At 72.1% G+C, this 14,651-nt stretch carries 14 protein-coding genes; 9 read left to right on the top strand and 5 right to left on the bottom strand.

Translation table 11 applies throughout. The features are described from left to right. Nucleotides 1-12: 12 nt before the first annotated feature. Nucleotides 13-846, bottom strand: coding sequence for a PP2C family protein-serine/threonine phosphatase (locus OG299_RS35045; protein ID WP_266632209.1), 834 nt, complete (start codon nucleotides 844-846; stop codon nucleotides 13-15). A gap of 231 nt (nucleotides 847-1,077) precedes the next feature. On the opposite strand from OG299_RS35045, the gene OG299_RS35040 reads away from it, so the two are divergent. Both OG299_RS35040 and OG299_RS35035 read left to right on the top strand, forming a co-directional pair. Beyond that, on the top strand, nucleotides 1,078-1,998 hold the full coding sequence (locus tag OG299_RS35040) for a MurR/RpiR family transcriptional regulator (protein WP_266632207.1): 921 nt from the start codon (nucleotides 1,078-1,080) through the stop codon (nucleotides 1,996-1,998). Between the two features lie 315 nt (nucleotides 1,999-2,313). Then, complete coding sequence (locus tag OG299_RS35035) at nucleotides 2,314-2,685, top strand: hypothetical protein (RefSeq protein WP_266632205.1); 372 nt, start codon at nucleotides 2,314-2,316, stop codon at nucleotides 2,683-2,685. 16 nt (nucleotides 2,686-2,701) lie between these two features. Here the strand turns inward: OG299_RS35035 and OG299_RS35030 are convergent, their stop codons facing one another. Genes OG299_RS35030 through OG299_RS35020 form a run of 3 tightly spaced genes read right to left on the bottom strand, consistent with a single transcriptional unit; the run spans nucleotide 2,702 to nucleotide 9,056 of the window. After that, complete coding sequence (locus tag OG299_RS35030; protein WP_327363674.1) at nucleotides 2,702-3,778, bottom strand: trypsin-like serine peptidase; 1,077 nt, start codon at nucleotides 3,776-3,778, stop codon at nucleotides 2,702-2,704. 1 nt (nucleotide 3,779) lies between these two features. Then, complete coding sequence (locus OG299_RS35025; RefSeq protein ID WP_327363673.1) at nucleotides 3,780-4,934, bottom strand: trypsin-like peptidase domain-containing protein; 1,155 nt, start codon at nucleotides 4,932-4,934, stop codon at nucleotides 3,780-3,782. A gap of 6 nt (nucleotides 4,935-4,940) precedes the next feature. Continuing rightward, nucleotides 4,941-9,056, bottom strand: coding sequence for a hypothetical protein (locus OG299_RS35020; protein ID WP_327363672.1), 4,116 nt, complete (start codon nucleotides 9,054-9,056; stop codon nucleotides 4,941-4,943). 276 nt (nucleotides 9,057-9,332) lie between these two features. Here OG299_RS35020 and OG299_RS35015 point away from each other — a divergent pair, with 276 nt between their 5' ends. Genes OG299_RS35015 through OG299_RS35005 form a run of 3 tightly spaced genes read left to right on the top strand, consistent with a single transcriptional unit; the run spans nucleotide 9,333 to nucleotide 11,649 of the window. Next, nucleotides 9,333-10,133 carry a caspase family protein gene (locus tag OG299_RS35015; RefSeq protein ID WP_266632197.1) on the top strand — a complete coding sequence of 267 codons (801 nt, stop codon included), beginning with the start codon at nucleotides 9,333-9,335 and terminating at the stop codon, nucleotides 10,131-10,133. A 41-nt stretch (nucleotides 10,134-10,174) separates the two neighbouring features. Beyond that, a complete protein-coding gene (locus OG299_RS35010) occupies nucleotides 10,175-10,717 on the top strand; it encodes a winged helix-turn-helix transcriptional regulator (RefSeq protein WP_266632195.1) in 543 nt (180 codons plus the stop codon). Further along, entirely contained in the window at nucleotides 10,714-11,649 is a 936-nt protein-coding gene (locus OG299_RS35005) for a ketopantoate reductase family protein (RefSeq protein ID WP_327363671.1), read from the top strand. The genes OG299_RS35010 and OG299_RS35005 overlap by 4 nt, the downstream gene beginning before the upstream one ends. 111 nt (nucleotides 11,650-11,760) lie before the next feature. Here OG299_RS35005 and OG299_RS35000 read toward each other — a convergent pair whose 3' ends face one another. After that, nucleotides 11,761-11,925, bottom strand: a complete 165-nt coding sequence (locus tag OG299_RS35000; protein WP_327363670.1) for a response regulator transcription factor — start codon at nucleotides 11,923-11,925, stop codon at nucleotides 11,761-11,763. 498 nt (nucleotides 11,926-12,423) lie between these two features. On the opposite strand from OG299_RS35000, the gene OG299_RS34995 reads away from it, so the two are divergent. The 4 genes from OG299_RS34995 (at nucleotide 12,424) to OG299_RS34980 (ending at nucleotide 14,629) form a co-directional block, all read left to right on the top strand. Then, entirely contained in the window at nucleotides 12,424-12,612 is a 189-nt protein-coding gene (locus tag OG299_RS34995) for a hypothetical protein (RefSeq protein ID WP_327363669.1), read from the top strand. A 104-nt stretch (nucleotides 12,613-12,716) separates the two neighbouring features. Further along, nucleotides 12,717-12,908, top strand: coding sequence for a DUF5302 domain-containing protein (locus OG299_RS34990; RefSeq protein WP_266632185.1), 192 nt, complete (start codon nucleotides 12,717-12,719; stop codon nucleotides 12,906-12,908). 202 nt (nucleotides 12,909-13,110) lie between these two features. Continuing rightward, nucleotides 13,111-13,524 carry a rodlin gene (locus OG299_RS34985; RefSeq protein WP_266632183.1) on the top strand — a complete coding sequence of 138 codons (414 nt, stop codon included), beginning with the start codon at nucleotides 13,111-13,113 and terminating at the stop codon, nucleotides 13,522-13,524. 220 nt (nucleotides 13,525-13,744) lie between these two features. Further along, entirely contained in the window at nucleotides 13,745-14,629 is an 885-nt protein-coding gene (locus OG299_RS34980; protein WP_266633767.1) for a glycoside hydrolase family 19 protein, read from the top strand. Nucleotides 14,630-14,651 lie beyond the last annotated feature (22 nt).

Here is a 14,651-nt window from a genome sequence, read left to right as displayed (position 1 = left end):
ACATGACACGCGCTACCGGCGCGGGGGCCCTGCCGCGTCGTGGCTGAGGACGAGCACCGCCGCGTCGTCGGCGTGGCCGGTGGAGTCGGCCACCTTCATGATCTCGGCGGCGATCTCGTCGGGATCGGCGCCCGCCGCCTCCCGGACCACCCGGGCCACGCGGGCCAGTCCGACGTCGATCGGGAACGAGGGCCCTTCGACGACGCCGTCGGTGAGCAGCACGATGGAGCCCGCCTGGTCCAGCCGGCGCCGGGTGACCGCGTACCCCGCACCGGGCTCCACCCCCAGCGGGAGGCCGCCCTCGTCGTCGGTGATGCCGTACCGGCCGTCGACCGTGGCCCAGACGGAGGGCACGTGTCCGGCCCGGGCGCTCTCGAGCTCCCAGGTCTCGGGGTCGAAGCGGAGCAGGGTGCAGGTCGCGAAGAGTTCGCAGTCCAGCGACAGCAGTACGTCGTTGGCCCGGCTCAGCACCTCCCCCGGGTCCTCGACGACGGCGGACACCGCGCGCAGGCCGACGCGGACCTGCCCCATGAAGGCGGCGGCCTCGACATCGTGGCCCTGTACGTCGCCGATGGAGAAGGCGAGGGCGCCTTCGGGCAGCGGGAAGCCGTCGTACCAGTCGCCGCCGATGTCCAGGCCGTGCCGGGCGGGCACGTAGCGGGCCGCGCTGCGCAGCCCGGGCAGGGCGGGCAGCGCGGCCGGCAGCATCTCCCGCTGCAGCGCCTCGGCGAGCTCCACCCGGGCCTGCTGCATCTCCGCCCCGGCGCGGACCCTGGCGGTGAGCCGGCCCAGCGTGGTCAGCAGGTCGTCGGCGCTCACCGACTTCGGGGGACGGCGCGGGGTCATGGACCGCTCCCGGGTGCATCCATACGTCCCGTCCCTGCTCTCGGCTCTCGGCTCCCGCCGCGCACGGTGCGCACCCTGCGCCGAAACCCGAGCACATCATATTTCCGGCCTCCGGGGGCCGCGACAGATGCCGCCCGCCCACCCGGCCGCCGGGCCGGGTGGCTGCAGGTCGGCCGACCACAGGGCGTGAGCTATGTTTGAAGACGAGTGACATGAGAGGGAGGCCCATCGGTGTCATCGGGGCAGCAGGCACGCGCACAGGCGGCTGCGATCACGCCGAGTGGGCAGGCGCCGCCGGTCCATGAGCGCGCCCCCGGCGACCGGGTACGGGCCCTGTTCGACGGCCACCGGCTCTCCCCCGGGCAGCGGCGCATCGCCCAGTACCTGATCGACCACCTCACCGAGGCCGCGTTCTTGTCGATCACCGAGCTCGCGGAGCGGGTGGGCGTCAGCCAGCCGTCGGTGACCCGCTTCGCCACCGCCCTCGGGTTCAGCGGCTACCCGGCCCTGCGCGACGCCCTCCAGCCGATGGCGCTGAGCGCCGTCGCGGGCTCCCCGGAGAGCAGCGAGCAGTTCCGCCGCAACGAGCTCCAGGCGGCCGTGGACGCCGAGATCGCGAACCTGGAGAGCGTACGGCGGCTGCTCGCCGACACCGACCAGGTGCTCGACATCGGTCGCGAGCTGGCCCGCTCGGTGCCGCTGACGGTCCTGGGCCTGCGGATCTCCGTCTCGCTCGCGGAGTACTTCGCCTACGCGGCACGGCGCATCCACCCCGATGTCCGTCTGGTGACACGTGGAGGCAGCGTCGCCTACGACGCCCTGCTCCAGTCCCGCGAGGCCGGCGGGACGTGGGCGCTCGCCTTCGCCATGCCCCGGCACGCCAAGGAGACCCTGGCGGCGCTGCGGGCCGCCCGCAGCACCGGGCTGAAGATCGCGCTGATCACCGACACCACGCTGGGCCCGATGGTGGACGAGGCGGACGTGGCACTGACCGCGGGGACCGGGGCGCGGCTGGTGTTCGACTCGTACGCGGCGCCGGGGATGCTCTCCGCGGCCCTGCTGCAGGCGATGGCCGACGCAGATCCCGAGCGGACGCAGGCGCGTCTCGAGGGGTACGAGCAGGTCGCCGACCAGCACGGATTCTTCCTGTAAGACCGATTTTCAACCGGTACGAGGCAGTCCACTTTCACGACGTCTGCACGTATGTAATTTTTCATTCTCTTGTTTACTCGACGGTATATATGTTTACTAAGCAGCGCGCCGGATCCACCAGACGCCAAGGAGAGCGACCCCACGCCCTCCCAGAACGGGCACCCGCGCGGAACGCTCCTCCTCACGTTCCGCCTCGGTGCCGGTTCCCGGCACTGGGATCCACCAGAGCGCTTGTGGCGGCCTCGGTCAACCCCTGGGCCGAGGCCGCCCGCCAACGTCTCGATCAGAGTTCGACACCATTCGGAAGCGACGAGAATGCGCCAGACGGTCTCCACCACGCTCAGCCCGGACTGGCCTTGCCAGGTCAAGGCCCCCGGTACCCACGACTGGGAACGCACGGCCATGCGCTGGCTGCGGGACCTGCTCCCGGCCCGCTACGGCAGCTACTCGACGCTGACCCGCAGCCCCGTCCTCCTCACCCGGCACGCCCAGCTCCAGCTCCAGCACGAGATGCGCGCGGTCCGGGTCGCCCTGGAGACCAGCCGCGCCGAACTGCCCTCGATGGGCGTGGCCGAGTCCGTCATCGAGAACTCGATCCGGATGTACGCCGTCGAGCTCCAGCAGCTGGGCCGGCTCTCCCGCGCGGTGCGCCTCGTCGGTGACGCGCTGCGCGTCACGTCGAGCTGACGCGCCGGTTGCCGCGTCACACCCAGTTGACCTGCGCCCGGTTCAGCAGGGGGTCGTCCACCAGCTCCCACAGCGGGACCGCGTAGTTCCCGAAGCCGTAGCGGCCACCGTAGTGCAGGCCGAGGACACGGTGGTCGACCAGGTCGAAGACCGGCGAGCCGCTGTTGCCGCCCAGCGTGGAGCAGTCGTGCTTCACCGTGAGCTCGCCGGGAACCAGCCCCGTCGTCGTACCGGGCTGCAGGCGCTTCACGTTGTAGACGTCCATGAAGATGCGGCGCATGGCCTCCGGTTCGTTGCGGCGGCCGTCCTCCGCCGGGTAGCCGATCACGTACACCGGCCGGCCGGGCACGTCGGCGGGCGGATCGGCCGCCACCGCCACCGGGGTCGCCGGAGCGCGGCCGCCCCGGGCGGTGTCGATGCGCAGCAGGGCCATGTCGACGTCGGGGTGGATGCCCACCACCTCGGTGACCGCGAACTCCAGCGAGCCGTCGCCGGGAACGGCGGCCAGCTCCTCGGCCAGGTCCAGCCGCGCGCTCATGCCGGGCCGGAACGTCCAGCCCGCTCCGTCGCCCGTGGCGAACTCGACGGCCACATGGCGGTTCGTCATCACGACGTCGGGGCCGACGAGGAACGCGGTGCCCAGCCAGTCCAGACTGGCGTGTCCCGTGACCTCCACCCTGCCCACCCGGGCGATGGACTCCCGGATGGCGGCGCGGTGGCCCTCGAGCACCACCCAGTCGCCCTGCTGGGCGGGGAAGTCCTGGCCCTGGACCAGCAGGGCGGGCCGGCCTTCGAGGAGGACGATCGCCTCGACGCCGAAGTACTCGTCGTCGTCGACCTCGTCGGCCCGTCCGGCGGCGAGCTTCTCCAGCCCGCTGACGCCCGCGTTCAGCACCCTCGCCCGCTCGCGGCGGGCGAACTCGCCGATCTGCCCGGCCGGGGCCCGGTCCGCGGGGAGGCTCTCCGAGGACTCGGGGATCTCCGCGTCCTCGTCCGCCTTCAGTCCCCGGCGCACCCGTTCGGCGACCTCGCGCAGATCCCGGAAGACCTGCTCGGGACCGGTCGCCACCGGTGAGCTGCCGCTGCCGCCCATCTCATGCCTCCTCAGGCCGGCCCTGCTGCGCCGGCGCCGACTGCGCCGCCGTGATCTCGTCGTGGACCTGCGGGCTGTGCTCCCGCAGGTGCCGCATGACGCTGCTCATCTGGGTGCCGACGTTGACGAACGCGGTGGTCTTGCCCTGGAAGTTGACGTCCTCGACGCGCCGCGTCCCGCGGTGGAGCGCGACCACCTGCCAGTCGTCGGTGAAGACGGGCGATCCGGAGGAGCCGCCCCGGGTGTCGGTGAAGTAGCGCACGTCGTTCTCGTTCGCCTCGTAGACGAGGTTGTTGCGCAGGGCGACCCGCTTCGGCTGGCCGCCGGGGTGCTGGATGATGTTGACCGCCACCGGCTCCCCGGCGACCGTCAACGGCTCGGTGGCCACCCGCAGAGCGGCCCGCAGCGGCTGGCCCGTGAGCCGCAGGACCGCGTAGTCGAGGGCCTCGTCCCAGGCGACCAGGCCGCTGGCGGCCACCTCCTCGGTCTCCGTGTCGTCCGCGCCGTAGTCGAAGCGCGAGCGGGAGTTCTGCGCCTGCAGCTGGAGGTCCGCGGGATCCACGACGGCGCGGTCGGTGGCACTGCGGGTCCGGGCGTTCACCACGTGGTGGTTGGTGACGAGCAGGTCCGGGGCGATGAGCCAGCCCGTCCCCGAGTGCGGGAAACCGTTCGGCTGGAGCGGGGCGCCGGCCTGGTACGGCAGGACCTTGATCCGGGCGACCGCCCTGCCCGCCTCCTCGCCGCCTTGCAGGAACTCGAAGGGCACCGTGTCGTCCCGGTGGATGATCTCTTCCTTCGTCTCCCCGGCGGGCAGCCCGGCCGGCACGTCGGGCTCACCGGCGGCGTCGCGCGCCACCTCGTCCAGGGCCTTCTGGAAGACGGCGAGCGGGCCGGCCTCCACGGTCTGGGCGACGGCGTTGCGGAGCCAGATCTCCAGCGGTACCGAGCCGTCGACCAGCCGCTCCACGCGGTTCATCTCGTTCAGGTCCGAGTGCACCTGCATGCCGGGGGCGGCGATCAGCGGCAGCGTGCCCCGGTACTTGGGCATGATGCCGTCGAGGAGCAGCCGGCGTACCAACGGATCGGCGAGCCCGGCCTCCAGCGAGGCGTCGACCAGCCGGACGATTTCCTCGGAGGGGAGATACGCGTCGCTCATACGGGTTCAGGCCGCTCGCGGGCCGTTCCTTTCGCCTGTTTCGGCTGTGCGGTCCGGCGCCGACGGCGCAGGGCCGGGGGTGCCCGCACCCATCGCGGCCGCCACGCCGGAGACGAGTGCGCCGCTGTGGTCGTGCAGCACGAGGAGCCGCCTGGCGAGCGCATCGAGGGTGCCCCGGTCGCGGGCCTCACGGAGCATGGCGGCCATGGAGGGCGGTGGCGGGGTCGGGGGCAGCTGCTGCTGCACGGGCCGGGCCTGCGGTACGGGGCCGACGGCGTTCTCGAGGATCTTCGCGAGGGCGAACCGCAGCTCGGGCTGCTCCGCCAGTACGCGCACGATCGTGTCCGCGAGCGCGTCCAGGGCCCCGTCGTCGGTGTCCGGCAGTCCCACGACCTCCAGGGTGTGGCCGAGCGCGGCCGGATCGTGCCGGGACACCTCGGCCGCGACGGCCCGGACCAGGACCGGCTGCTCGGCCAGCGCCTCGTCGGGCAGCTGCCTCAGCTGCCGGGCGAGGCGACGGTCGGCGTCCGAGTCGCCTTTGCGCGAGGCGGCCAGCCGGGCCCGGGCCAGCGTGGCTCCCATGGCGTCGAAGTCACGGCCGAGTCCGGTCGCGAGGTCCTCCGCCTCGGCAAGGTCGCGTTCGGCCTCCTGCAGGTCGCCGTCCTCCTCCGCGAGGCGGGCGGAGAGCAGCAGCAGGTCCAGCTGCGCATCGACGTCGCCCGCCCCCTCCGCGCGGTCGACGGCCTCCTGCGCCGTGTTCCTGGCCTCCGTACGGCGTCCGCTGCGGGCCAGGGTCTCGACGAGCAGCGGGTCGAGGGGACTGCCCGGGGTCCAGGGGCGGCGTTCGGCGAGCCGGGCAGCGGCCTCGTCGGTGTAGCCCTGCGCCAGCAGGTCCTCGATCTCGCGTGCAGCGTTGCGCTCCCAGTCCTCCTGGTCGGCGTCGTGCAGTGCCTCCTCGGGGATGTGCCCGCCGAGGCGGCCGGTCAGGAAGGCTGCCGACCGGGGCGCCATGTCCTGGTCCGCGCGGTCGAGGTAGCGCTCGACGCCGGGCTCCCAGCACTGCTCCACGGAGCGGGGGTTCTCGTTCAGGCGCAGCCGGTGGTAGATCTCCTCGGCGCGGGCCTCGAGCCCCTCGCGGGCCGCGTAGTACTTCACCGCGCGCTGCCCGACCGTACGCATCATGTCGGTGCGCGCGGTGTCCGACAGGCGCAGCATGATGGCCCGCAGGTCGGAGCGGTGCCGCAGGGCGCCCGGGCCGGCCGGTTCCATCAGGTCGAGCCGGGCCAGTCGGCCGAAGAGGCGGCGCGCCTGCTCCGGGGAGTCCACGTCCAGTCCGCACGCCGGGGCCAGGACGTCCTTGATGAGCTCGGGGGTGATGGTGCGCAGCGCCAGGCCCGCCTGCGCGAGGACGCGAGCCTCCACATCGGCGATGTGCTTGAGGATGCGGTCGTACAGGATCCCCTGGACGAGCATCTGGTCGACCTTGCGGTAGAAGTACCGGCGCCGGGCGGGCAGGCTCTCGACCAGCTCGCCGAGCGACCCGGCCTCCTGGCCGGCGAGCACGGCCGCCTGCGCGGCCAGCTTCAGGCTGAGCGGGTGGCCGCCGACCCGCTCGGCCAAGGCCCGGGCCACGCCCTCGTCCTCGATCCCGCTGGACATGAGGAGGTCCACGGCGGCGTCCGGTTCGAGGTCGCCGAGCGCGATCGTCTTCGGTTCCACGGCCTGCGCCGGGTGGTGGACGCCGGCCCGTCCGGCGACGATGAACCGCAGCCGCGGATACCCCTCGCGGAGGACCGACCAGATGGCCCACATACGGCCGAGTACGGGGTTCGCGCGGTACTGGGCCTCCTCGAACGAGTCGATCACGATCACCAGCGGCGGGCCGCCCTCGGGGCCGCCGCCCGCCGCCGCCACCGCCTCGACGAGGCATGCGCCGACCCGGCGGACCAGGTCCGTCTCACGGGCGCGCGCCCGGCTGTGGAACTGTTCGGCGGCTCCGCGCCCGGCTCCCGAGCGGGTGGTGGAGAGCCGGTACATCTCGTCGACGGTGTTCTGCTCCTCCCGCTGGGTGCGGGCGGTCTCCTCGCACTCGCCGGCCAGTGCGTCGAACGCGTCGCGGTGCTCGGGGTACTGGATGCCGAGCTGCCGGGCGATGTCGGCGACCAGGGTGACCGGCTCGTGGACCGAGAGCGTGGGCCGCTCGAAGTCGACATAGGCGAAGGGGAAGTCCGCGGGGAGGTCGATCAGGAACCTGGCGAGCAGGGTGCTCTTCCCCATGCCGCCCAGCCCGTGGATGAGCAGGGGGGGATCCTTGACGAGTTCCCTGACGGGTTCGCGGACGGAGCCGTCGGCGGAGTCGGCGCCGCCCGGGGGCGGGGCCGCGGGCTCGGAGGCCGGGGGCAGCCCGACGTACGCCCGCAGCTCGTCCAGCTCGGCGGCGCGCCCGCAGAACCTGCCTCTGACCAGGCGTTCGAGCGGCTGGCGCAGTCGGGCGCGCTCCAGCAGCTGCTGGACGTGCTCGGGGTCCGGTATCCCGCTCGTGTGCGGGATCTGCACGAGCCACAGCACCGCCTGGAGGATGTCGGCGAGCCCCTCGACATCCTGCTCGCCGAGGGCCGGCGGCGCACCGGAGAGGTAGGCGAGCGCGAACCGCTCCGGTCCGGGGCCCTCGGGCACCTGGCCGAGGTTGGCCTCCAGGCCGAGGCGTGCGGCCTCCGGGCCGGCCATGCCGCGCAGTGCCGCCTCGCGGACCTCCTGCTTGAGGACCCAGCCGGCCCGGGGCTGCGTGCCGAGGGTCGTGCAGTCGTGGACGAGTTCCAGCGGCGCCCGGCCGCTGCTCTCCCCCTCGCCGGGCAGCCGCAGCTGCGTGGGTTCGAACCCGGAGAGCAGGCTTGCGGCCTCCCGGTACGCCCTGCGGCGGTCCGGGACGGCGGGCTCGGGCTCGTGCTGCGCGGCGAGCAGCTCCCCGTGCAGCCGGGCGGCGAAGTCCTCGCCGGACCCCGGCGAGAGGTAGAGGCGTACGGTCAGTTCGGCCGCCGTGCACATCTTCCGCATGTAGCTGTCGTCCCCCGGCAGCTGCGCCGCTTCGAGGACCGTCGCCACGGCCACGTCGGTCAGTGCCTCGATCCCGGCCGCGTCCCGCGGCTCGGCCGTGTCCCCCGATGCGGGCGTCTGGGCGAAGAAGGTCCGGAAGAAGGCGTGCAGATCGTCGGGACCGGCGACCCGCGCCGTGTCCCGGTACACGTTGTTGCGGACGTCGTAGGGCAGCTGGCGCATCGTCGGCCCGTACCCCAGCAGTACGAGCCGGGGCACGGTCTCCTCCTGCACGGGCGCGTACTCGTAGACGGCGAGGGCCAGCCGGCCGATGCAGTCCCAGACGTCGGAGTTGGGGTCGAGCTTGTCGCACTCGTCGAGGACGAGCCAGAACCGCTCGTCCGCGGCCGTGGCGCGGCTGACGATCCGGTGGACGGCGTCGTCGACCCACGACAGTGGATCGTTCAACTGTGTCGTGTTCAACGGCGAGATGCCGGGGTCGTGGTCCCCGACGAACTCGGCCAGCCGCCGGATCAGCTGGGCGGCGGTCGAGGCGCGCGACAGCGTCACCCGCACCGGGCGGAATCCGCAGTGCTGGCCGAGGTACCGGATCAGGCTGTAGGTGTACGAGCGCCCGCTGTCGGCCTCGCCGTCGACCACCAGCACGGTCATCTCGGGGTCGGTGATGAATTCCCGCAGGCGTGCCCGCAGGTCGGCGCGGTCGATGAACACCTCGGTGCCGTTCTTGAGCACGCCGGCGAGCAAGTAGTCCGGGGCGGAAGCGTGCACGTTCGCGTCCTCGAGCAGCCTGGCCCGGAACCTGTCGGCCTCCGTGCCGGCCGGCAGGGAGCTCAGCTGGTCGAGGCTGACCAGGACGTCGAGCAGGCGGAGCTGCGCCGCGATGTCCTTCCGCGAGGCGCGGACCAGCGTGACGGCGTTCTCCCCGCTCTTGTTGGTCAGCGCGAGACCGCCGATGAATTCCGGGGGGAACCCGTTCTGGGCGAGCCTGTCGTGCGGGTCCGGAGTGTCGAGGAAGTATTCGGACACCCACTTGGTGACGAGGCCCCATTCCGTTTCGGTGAGCGGCATACCGCACCTACCCGGCCACCCTTGACGGGCGGCAGACGGATTTGATTGCTATCTGTCATGGTTTCACCCGGTCTGTTGTGTGGCAAGGCGGCCGGTCGCGGAGCGACCGCCGGTCGACCGGCGGGCTGCAGGCGTCGCGCGCGTTGCTCCGGCCGCCGCGCCCGATCGGGCGTCGCTGCGCGCCGCGCGGTTCGGCGGACCCTCTGCCGCGGAACCCATGCCCGAGGTGTCGCCCCATCCGGCGCCACCGTGCCCACCCCACCCGAGGAGGACCTCATGCCCGCAGGCGTGTCCATCCACGTAGGACTCAACAACGTCGACCCCCGCAAGTACGACGGCTGGGACGGACAGCTCATGGCGTGCGAGAACGACGCCCGCGACATGGCCGAACTGGCCCGCGGCGCCGGGTTCGACGACACCGTGATCCTGACGAAGGAAGCCACCGTCGACACCGTCACCGCCGCACTGCGCAAGGCGGCCGGGAAGCTCGGGGACGGGGACATCCTGCTCCTGACCTACTCGGGCCACGGCGGCCAGATGCCCGACAGCGAGGGCGACGAGCCGGACGAGCTCGACGAGACGCTCGTGTTCTTCGACCGCCAGTTCCTCGACGACGAGCTGCACCGGGAGTTCCAGCGGTTCCACAAGGACGTCCGGATCATCACCTTCCTCGACTGCTGCCACAGCGGCACCGCCACCGAACTGATCGACACCCCGGCCCCGGGGGATGCGGTCCGCCTCATGCCGGTGCTGAAGCAGCAGCAGATCTTCGAGCGGGACAAGGCGTTCTTCCAGGGCCTCCAGCGCGAGCTGAGGGGTACGAACGGCAACGGCGGGGAACCCGGCGTCGTGCTCATCTCCGCCTGCCAGGACGACCAGGTCGCCCTGGACGGCAGCGTCAACGGCAAGTTCACCGAGACCCTGCTCAAGGTCTGGAACGGCGGGGACTTCAGCGGCGACTACGAGACCTTCCACCGCGACATCAAGAAGCGCATGCCCCGCACGCAGATCCCGAACTTCTTCACGACGGGCAGCCCCGACACGCAGTTCCTCGGCCAGAAGCCCTTCACGATCTGAGGATCAGTTCGGTCACCGAACTGATTTGCTACGGTGGGCCCATGACGCTCCCCCGCGACTACCGCGGCCAGTCCTGCTCGCTCTCCCGCGCCATGGAGGTCGTCGGCGAGCGGTGGACCCTGCTGATCGTGCGGGACGCCTTCTTCGGAGTCCGGCGGTTCGGTGACTTCGCCGCCCACCTCGGCATCCCGCGCGCGGTCCTCACCGACCGGCTCGCCGGTCTCACCGGGGCCGGGGTGCTGGCCCGCGTACCCGGGGACGGCCGGCGCGAGGTGTACGCCCTCACGGACAAGGGGGTCCGCCTCTGGCCGGCCGTCCGTGCGCTGTCCCTCTGGGGCGAGGAGCACCGGCCCGCACCCGGCGGGCCGCGCCGGGTCTTCCTGCACGCCGCCGACGACGCCCCGGTGGCCGTCGAGGGGCGCTGCACCGGCTGCCACGCACCCGTCGAGGTCGCCGACCTGCTCGTGGCGCCCGGGCCCGGACTGCCGCCGCCGTCCGCCGATGACGATCCCGTCACCGCGGCCCTGCACCGACCGCACCGGCTCCTGCAGCCGCTGCCCCTCACGAAAGGCTCTCCCGTATGAGAATCCTGACAGTCGGCGCGGGCGCCGCAGGCGGCTGGTTCGGCGCCCGCCTCGCCGATGCCGGGCAGGACGTCACCTTCCTGGTCCGCCCTGAGCGTGCGGCCGCGCTGCGCGAGCGCGGGCTGCGGGTCACGGGCCTCGGCGAAGACCTCACCCTCACCCCGCAGTTGGTGACCGCCGACGCGCTGTCGCACCCGTACGACCTCGTCCTGCTCTCGGTGAAGTCCACGGCGCTCGACCGCGCGGCGAAGGACCTGGCCCCCGCGGTCGGCCCGCGGACCGCGATCCTGCCGCTGCTCAACGGCATGGCCCATCTCGACCACCTCATAGGCCACTTCGGTGGCGCGCCGGTCCTCGGTGGCGTGGCCAAGGTGGTCACCACCATGAACGAGCACGGCGACATCGTGCGCATGGCCCCGCCGTCCACGCTGCTCACCGGTGAACTCGACGGCCGGGCCTCCGCCCGCGTGGACGCCGTACGCGCCCTGCTGACCGGGGCGGGCATCGACAGCCCCGAGACCCCGGACGTCGTCGCCGCGATGTGGCACAAGTGGGTCTTCATCACCACCCTCGCGGCCGTCACCTGCCTGGCGCGCGGCTCCGTCGGCGAGGTCGCCGCCGTTCCCGGCGGCGCCGGTCTCGGGCCGGCCGTACTCGCGGAGGCCGCGGCCGTCTCCGCCGCCGCGGGCCATCCCGTACCGGAGGCCGAACTCGCCTTCACCACCCGGACGGTGACCACGCCCGGCTCCCCGCTCACGCCGTCGATGTACCGGGACCTGGCCGCCGGGCGTCCCACGGAGGTGGAGCACGTCTTCGGCGACCTGGTCGCCCGGGCCCGCGCGCTCGCCGTGCCCACCCCGCTGCTGGACCTCGCCACCCTGCAACTGCGGGTGCACCAGCGGCGCGCGGTGCAGCCCCGCAACGGCGGGTGACCTCTGGCGCACTCCGTCGTTGAACACGGCGGTCAAGCGAAGTGCACCAGCGAAGTCCCGGGTCTCCCCGCGAGGCCCGGGACTTCGTGTGCCGCCCCCTGCCGGTCCGGGTCAGATGAGGCCGTTGTCCCGGGCGTGGAGGGCGGCCTGGGTACGGTCGCGCAGGCCCAGCCGGCTCAGGACGCGGGAGATGTGGTTCTTGACGGTGCCCTCGCCGAGGTAGAGGCGGGAGGCGATCTCCTTGTTCGTGGCCCCGGCCGAGATGGGGCGGAGCACTTCCGTCTCCCGGGGCGTGAGCAGCTCGGGGGACGGGAGCCCGGCCGCCAGGTTGGCGACGACCGTCTGGTCGAACTGGGCGACCCCCGCTGGGCGAGGCGTACGGCCCGGGCCAGCTCGGCGGCGGGCAGGTTCTTCAGGAGGTAGCCGACCGCGCCGGCCTTCAGCGCCCGGGTGACGTACTCGTCGTCATCGTCGCGGCCGGCTACCCGGCGGACTCCGAAAAGCAGTGGGGCTACCACTACACCCACCAGTGGGACCTCCTCCAGCGCGTGGTCCGCGAGGAGCTCGACCCCGGCTACGACGGCGCCGGGCAGGGCGGCACCCCGCTCTGCCCGGCGGGAACCGGTCCCGGCTGCGACACGGACTACGACTACGCCTCGCGCCCGGAGTCGGTGCACCGGGCGGTCGAGCGGGTCTCCCTGACCGGGAAGATCCAGCGCCCGCTGATCAGCATCCAGGGCACGCTCGACGCGCTGACCCCGCCGGCCACGTTCGGTGACGTGTACGACCGGATGGTCACCGCCGCCGGGCGCGCCGCTGCACCGATATGTCCACGTCGACGGCGGTGCGCACACCGACGGGCTGGTCGTGCTCGACAAGGAGCGGCTGAAGCCGATGCTGCCGTCCTTCGTCGCGGCCTTCGGCGAGCTGGAGGCCTGGGCCCGCCCCACCACCCTCTCCTGACCCGCGCCAGGCGGCCCGACTCGGCCCTGGGAACCGAACCCGCTGGTCAGGGGGGACGGGGGGTGACAGACTGAAACGGCTTCAGGTCAACCCAGGAGGACAACATGGCAGAAGAGTCGGACACCCCGCAGGGCGAATCGGCGGCCGAAGAGGCCAAGCGCAAGTTCCGGGAGGCCCTTGACCGCAACGCCCGCAGTGCCCATGCACAGCAGGCTCACCAGAGCCGGGCGAAGATCCAGGGCGCCAGCGGTGGCGCCGGCGGCAAGAACAAGAAGACCCGCCGCAAGACGGGCTGACCTACCGCGGTCTCCACGGCGATGCCCTGAAGATGTCGGACAAGGGGGCCGCCTCCAGCTCACAGAGCCGGAGGCGGCCCCCTTTGCGCACTGGGCCACTCGGGTGACAGGCAATAACCAACCCCGCCGACGGCAGTTGATCAGCTCGTCCCGCCGGGGGCAGCCATCCCAATGCAACAGTGCGACAGAAGGAAACCTCCTCATGCTCAAGAAGATCATGGCCACCACTGCGGTCACCGCCTCCGTGCTGGGCCTCGGCGCCGCGGTAGCCGCCCCGGCGATGGCGATCGGCAACGACAACGGCGTCACCACGATCAACGGCAACGAGGCCTCGCAGATCTACGGCAACCAGCAGACCGAGGGCGCGATGAGCCCGCAGCTCAGCCTGGTCCAGGGCTCCCTCAACAAGCTCTGCGTCGGCCTGCCGGCCAAGGTCAACGCCCAGTCCCTGGTGGCGGTCCTCGCCAACATCGGCGTCCAGGACATCAACGTCCTGCACAACCCGATGAACCAGCAGTGCACCGAGAACTCCACCCAGGCCAAGGGCGACGAGCCGCTCTCGCACATCCTGGACAACATCCCGGTCCTCTCGGGCAACGGCGCCGCCTTCAGCTAGTCGCCCCTCGACGACCGGCAGGGCCCGTGCGCGCGATGGCGCGTACGGGCCCTGCCCGTTTGCCCGGCGCTGCCCGTTTGCCCGAAAGCGATAAAAGCTGGTCTAGACCTTGACAGGTCCAGACCAGTTCGCTTCAGTGGCGGTACTTGCCCCCCACGGCAACTCCCCCCACTGAAGGAGCAGTTACGTGATACGTGCGCTTCGCCGCCGCGCCCTCGCCCTGGCCGCAGCCGCTGCCGCCACCGCCGGCCTCGCGGTCGTCCTCCCCACCTCCTCCGCCTCCGCGGCCGCGGCCTGCGTCACCCCGTGGGCCTCGTCCGCCGTCTACACCAACGGCATGGGCGCCTCCTACAGCGGGCACAACTGGCAGGCCAAGTGGTGGACCCAGGGCGAGACGCCCGGCACCACCGGACAGTGGGGCGTCTGGTCCGACCTCGGCACCTGCGGCGGTGGCGGCGGCCAGGACCCGAACCCCGGCAACCCGTCCGGATTCGTCGTCTCCGAGGCCCAGTTCAACCAGATGTTCCCGAACCGGAATTCCTTCTACACGTACAACGGCCTCGTCTCGGCCCTGTCGGCGTACCCCGCCTTCGCCAACACCGGTGACGACACCGTCAAGCGGCGCGAGGCGGCCGCCTTCCTGGCGAACGTCTCGCACGAGACGGGCGGGCTGGTGTACATCGTCGAGCAGAACACCGCCAACTACCCCCACTACTGCGACGCGAGCCAGCCCTACGGCTGTCCCGCCGGACAGGCCGCCTACTACGGCCGCGGACCGATCCAGCTCAGCTGGAACTTCAACTACAAGGCGGCCGGCGACGCGCTCGGCATCAACCTGCTCGCCAACCCCTACCTCGTGGAGCAGGATCCGGCCGTCGCCATGAAGACGGCCTTGTGGTACTGGAACACCCAGAACGGCCCGGGCACGATGACCGCCCACGCCGCCATGGTGGGCGGAGCCGGCTTCGGCGAGACGATCCGCTCCATCAACGGCTCCCTCGAGTGCAACGGCGGCAACCCCGCCCAGGTCCAGAGCCGGATCAACGCGTACCAGAGCTTCACGCAGATCCTGGGCGTGACGCCGGGCAACAACCTCGGCTGCTGACTCGTCGGGCCACCGCCCTGCG

The sequence above is a fragment of the Streptomyces sp. NBC_01296 genome, assembly GCF_035984415.1.
Classification (GTDB): domain Bacteria; phylum Actinomycetota; class Actinomycetes; order Streptomycetales; family Streptomycetaceae; genus Streptomyces.
This window is presented reverse-complemented; position numbering and strand designations above follow the sequence as displayed.

Excerpts from the sequence above, each read along its gene's own strand:
- OG299_RS35045 (WP_266632209.1), bottom strand. The coding sequence starts at position 846 with ATGACCCCGCGCCGTCCCCCGAAGTCGGTGAGCGCCGACGACCTGCTG.
- OG299_RS35035 (WP_266632205.1), top strand. The coding sequence starts at position 2,314 with ATGCGCCAGACGGTCTCCACCACGCTCAGCCCGGACTGGCCTTGCCAG.
- OG299_RS35030 (WP_327363674.1), bottom strand. The coding sequence starts at position 3,778 with ATGGGCGGCAGCGGCAGCTCACCGGTGGCGACCGGTCCCGAGCAGGTC.
- OG299_RS35025 (WP_327363673.1), bottom strand. The coding sequence starts at position 4,934 with ATGAGCGACGCGTATCTCCCCTCCGAGGAAATCGTCCGGCTGGTCGAC.
- OG299_RS35020 (WP_327363672.1), bottom strand. The coding sequence starts at position 9,056 with ATGCCGCTCACCGAAACGGAATGGGGCCTCGTCACCAAGTGGGTGTCC.
- OG299_RS35015 (WP_266632197.1), top strand. The coding sequence starts at position 9,333 with ATGCCCGCAGGCGTGTCCATCCACGTAGGACTCAACAACGTCGACCCC.
- OG299_RS35010 (WP_266632195.1), top strand. The coding sequence starts at position 10,175 with ATGACGCTCCCCCGCGACTACCGCGGCCAGTCCTGCTCGCTCTCCCGC.
- OG299_RS35005 (WP_327363671.1), top strand. The coding sequence starts at position 10,714 with ATGAGAATCCTGACAGTCGGCGCGGGCGCCGCAGGCGGCTGGTTCGGC.
- OG299_RS34990 (WP_266632185.1), top strand. The coding sequence starts at position 12,717 with ATGGCAGAAGAGTCGGACACCCCGCAGGGCGAATCGGCGGCCGAAGAG.
- OG299_RS34985 (WP_266632183.1), top strand. The coding sequence starts at position 13,111 with ATGCTCAAGAAGATCATGGCCACCACTGCGGTCACCGCCTCCGTGCTG.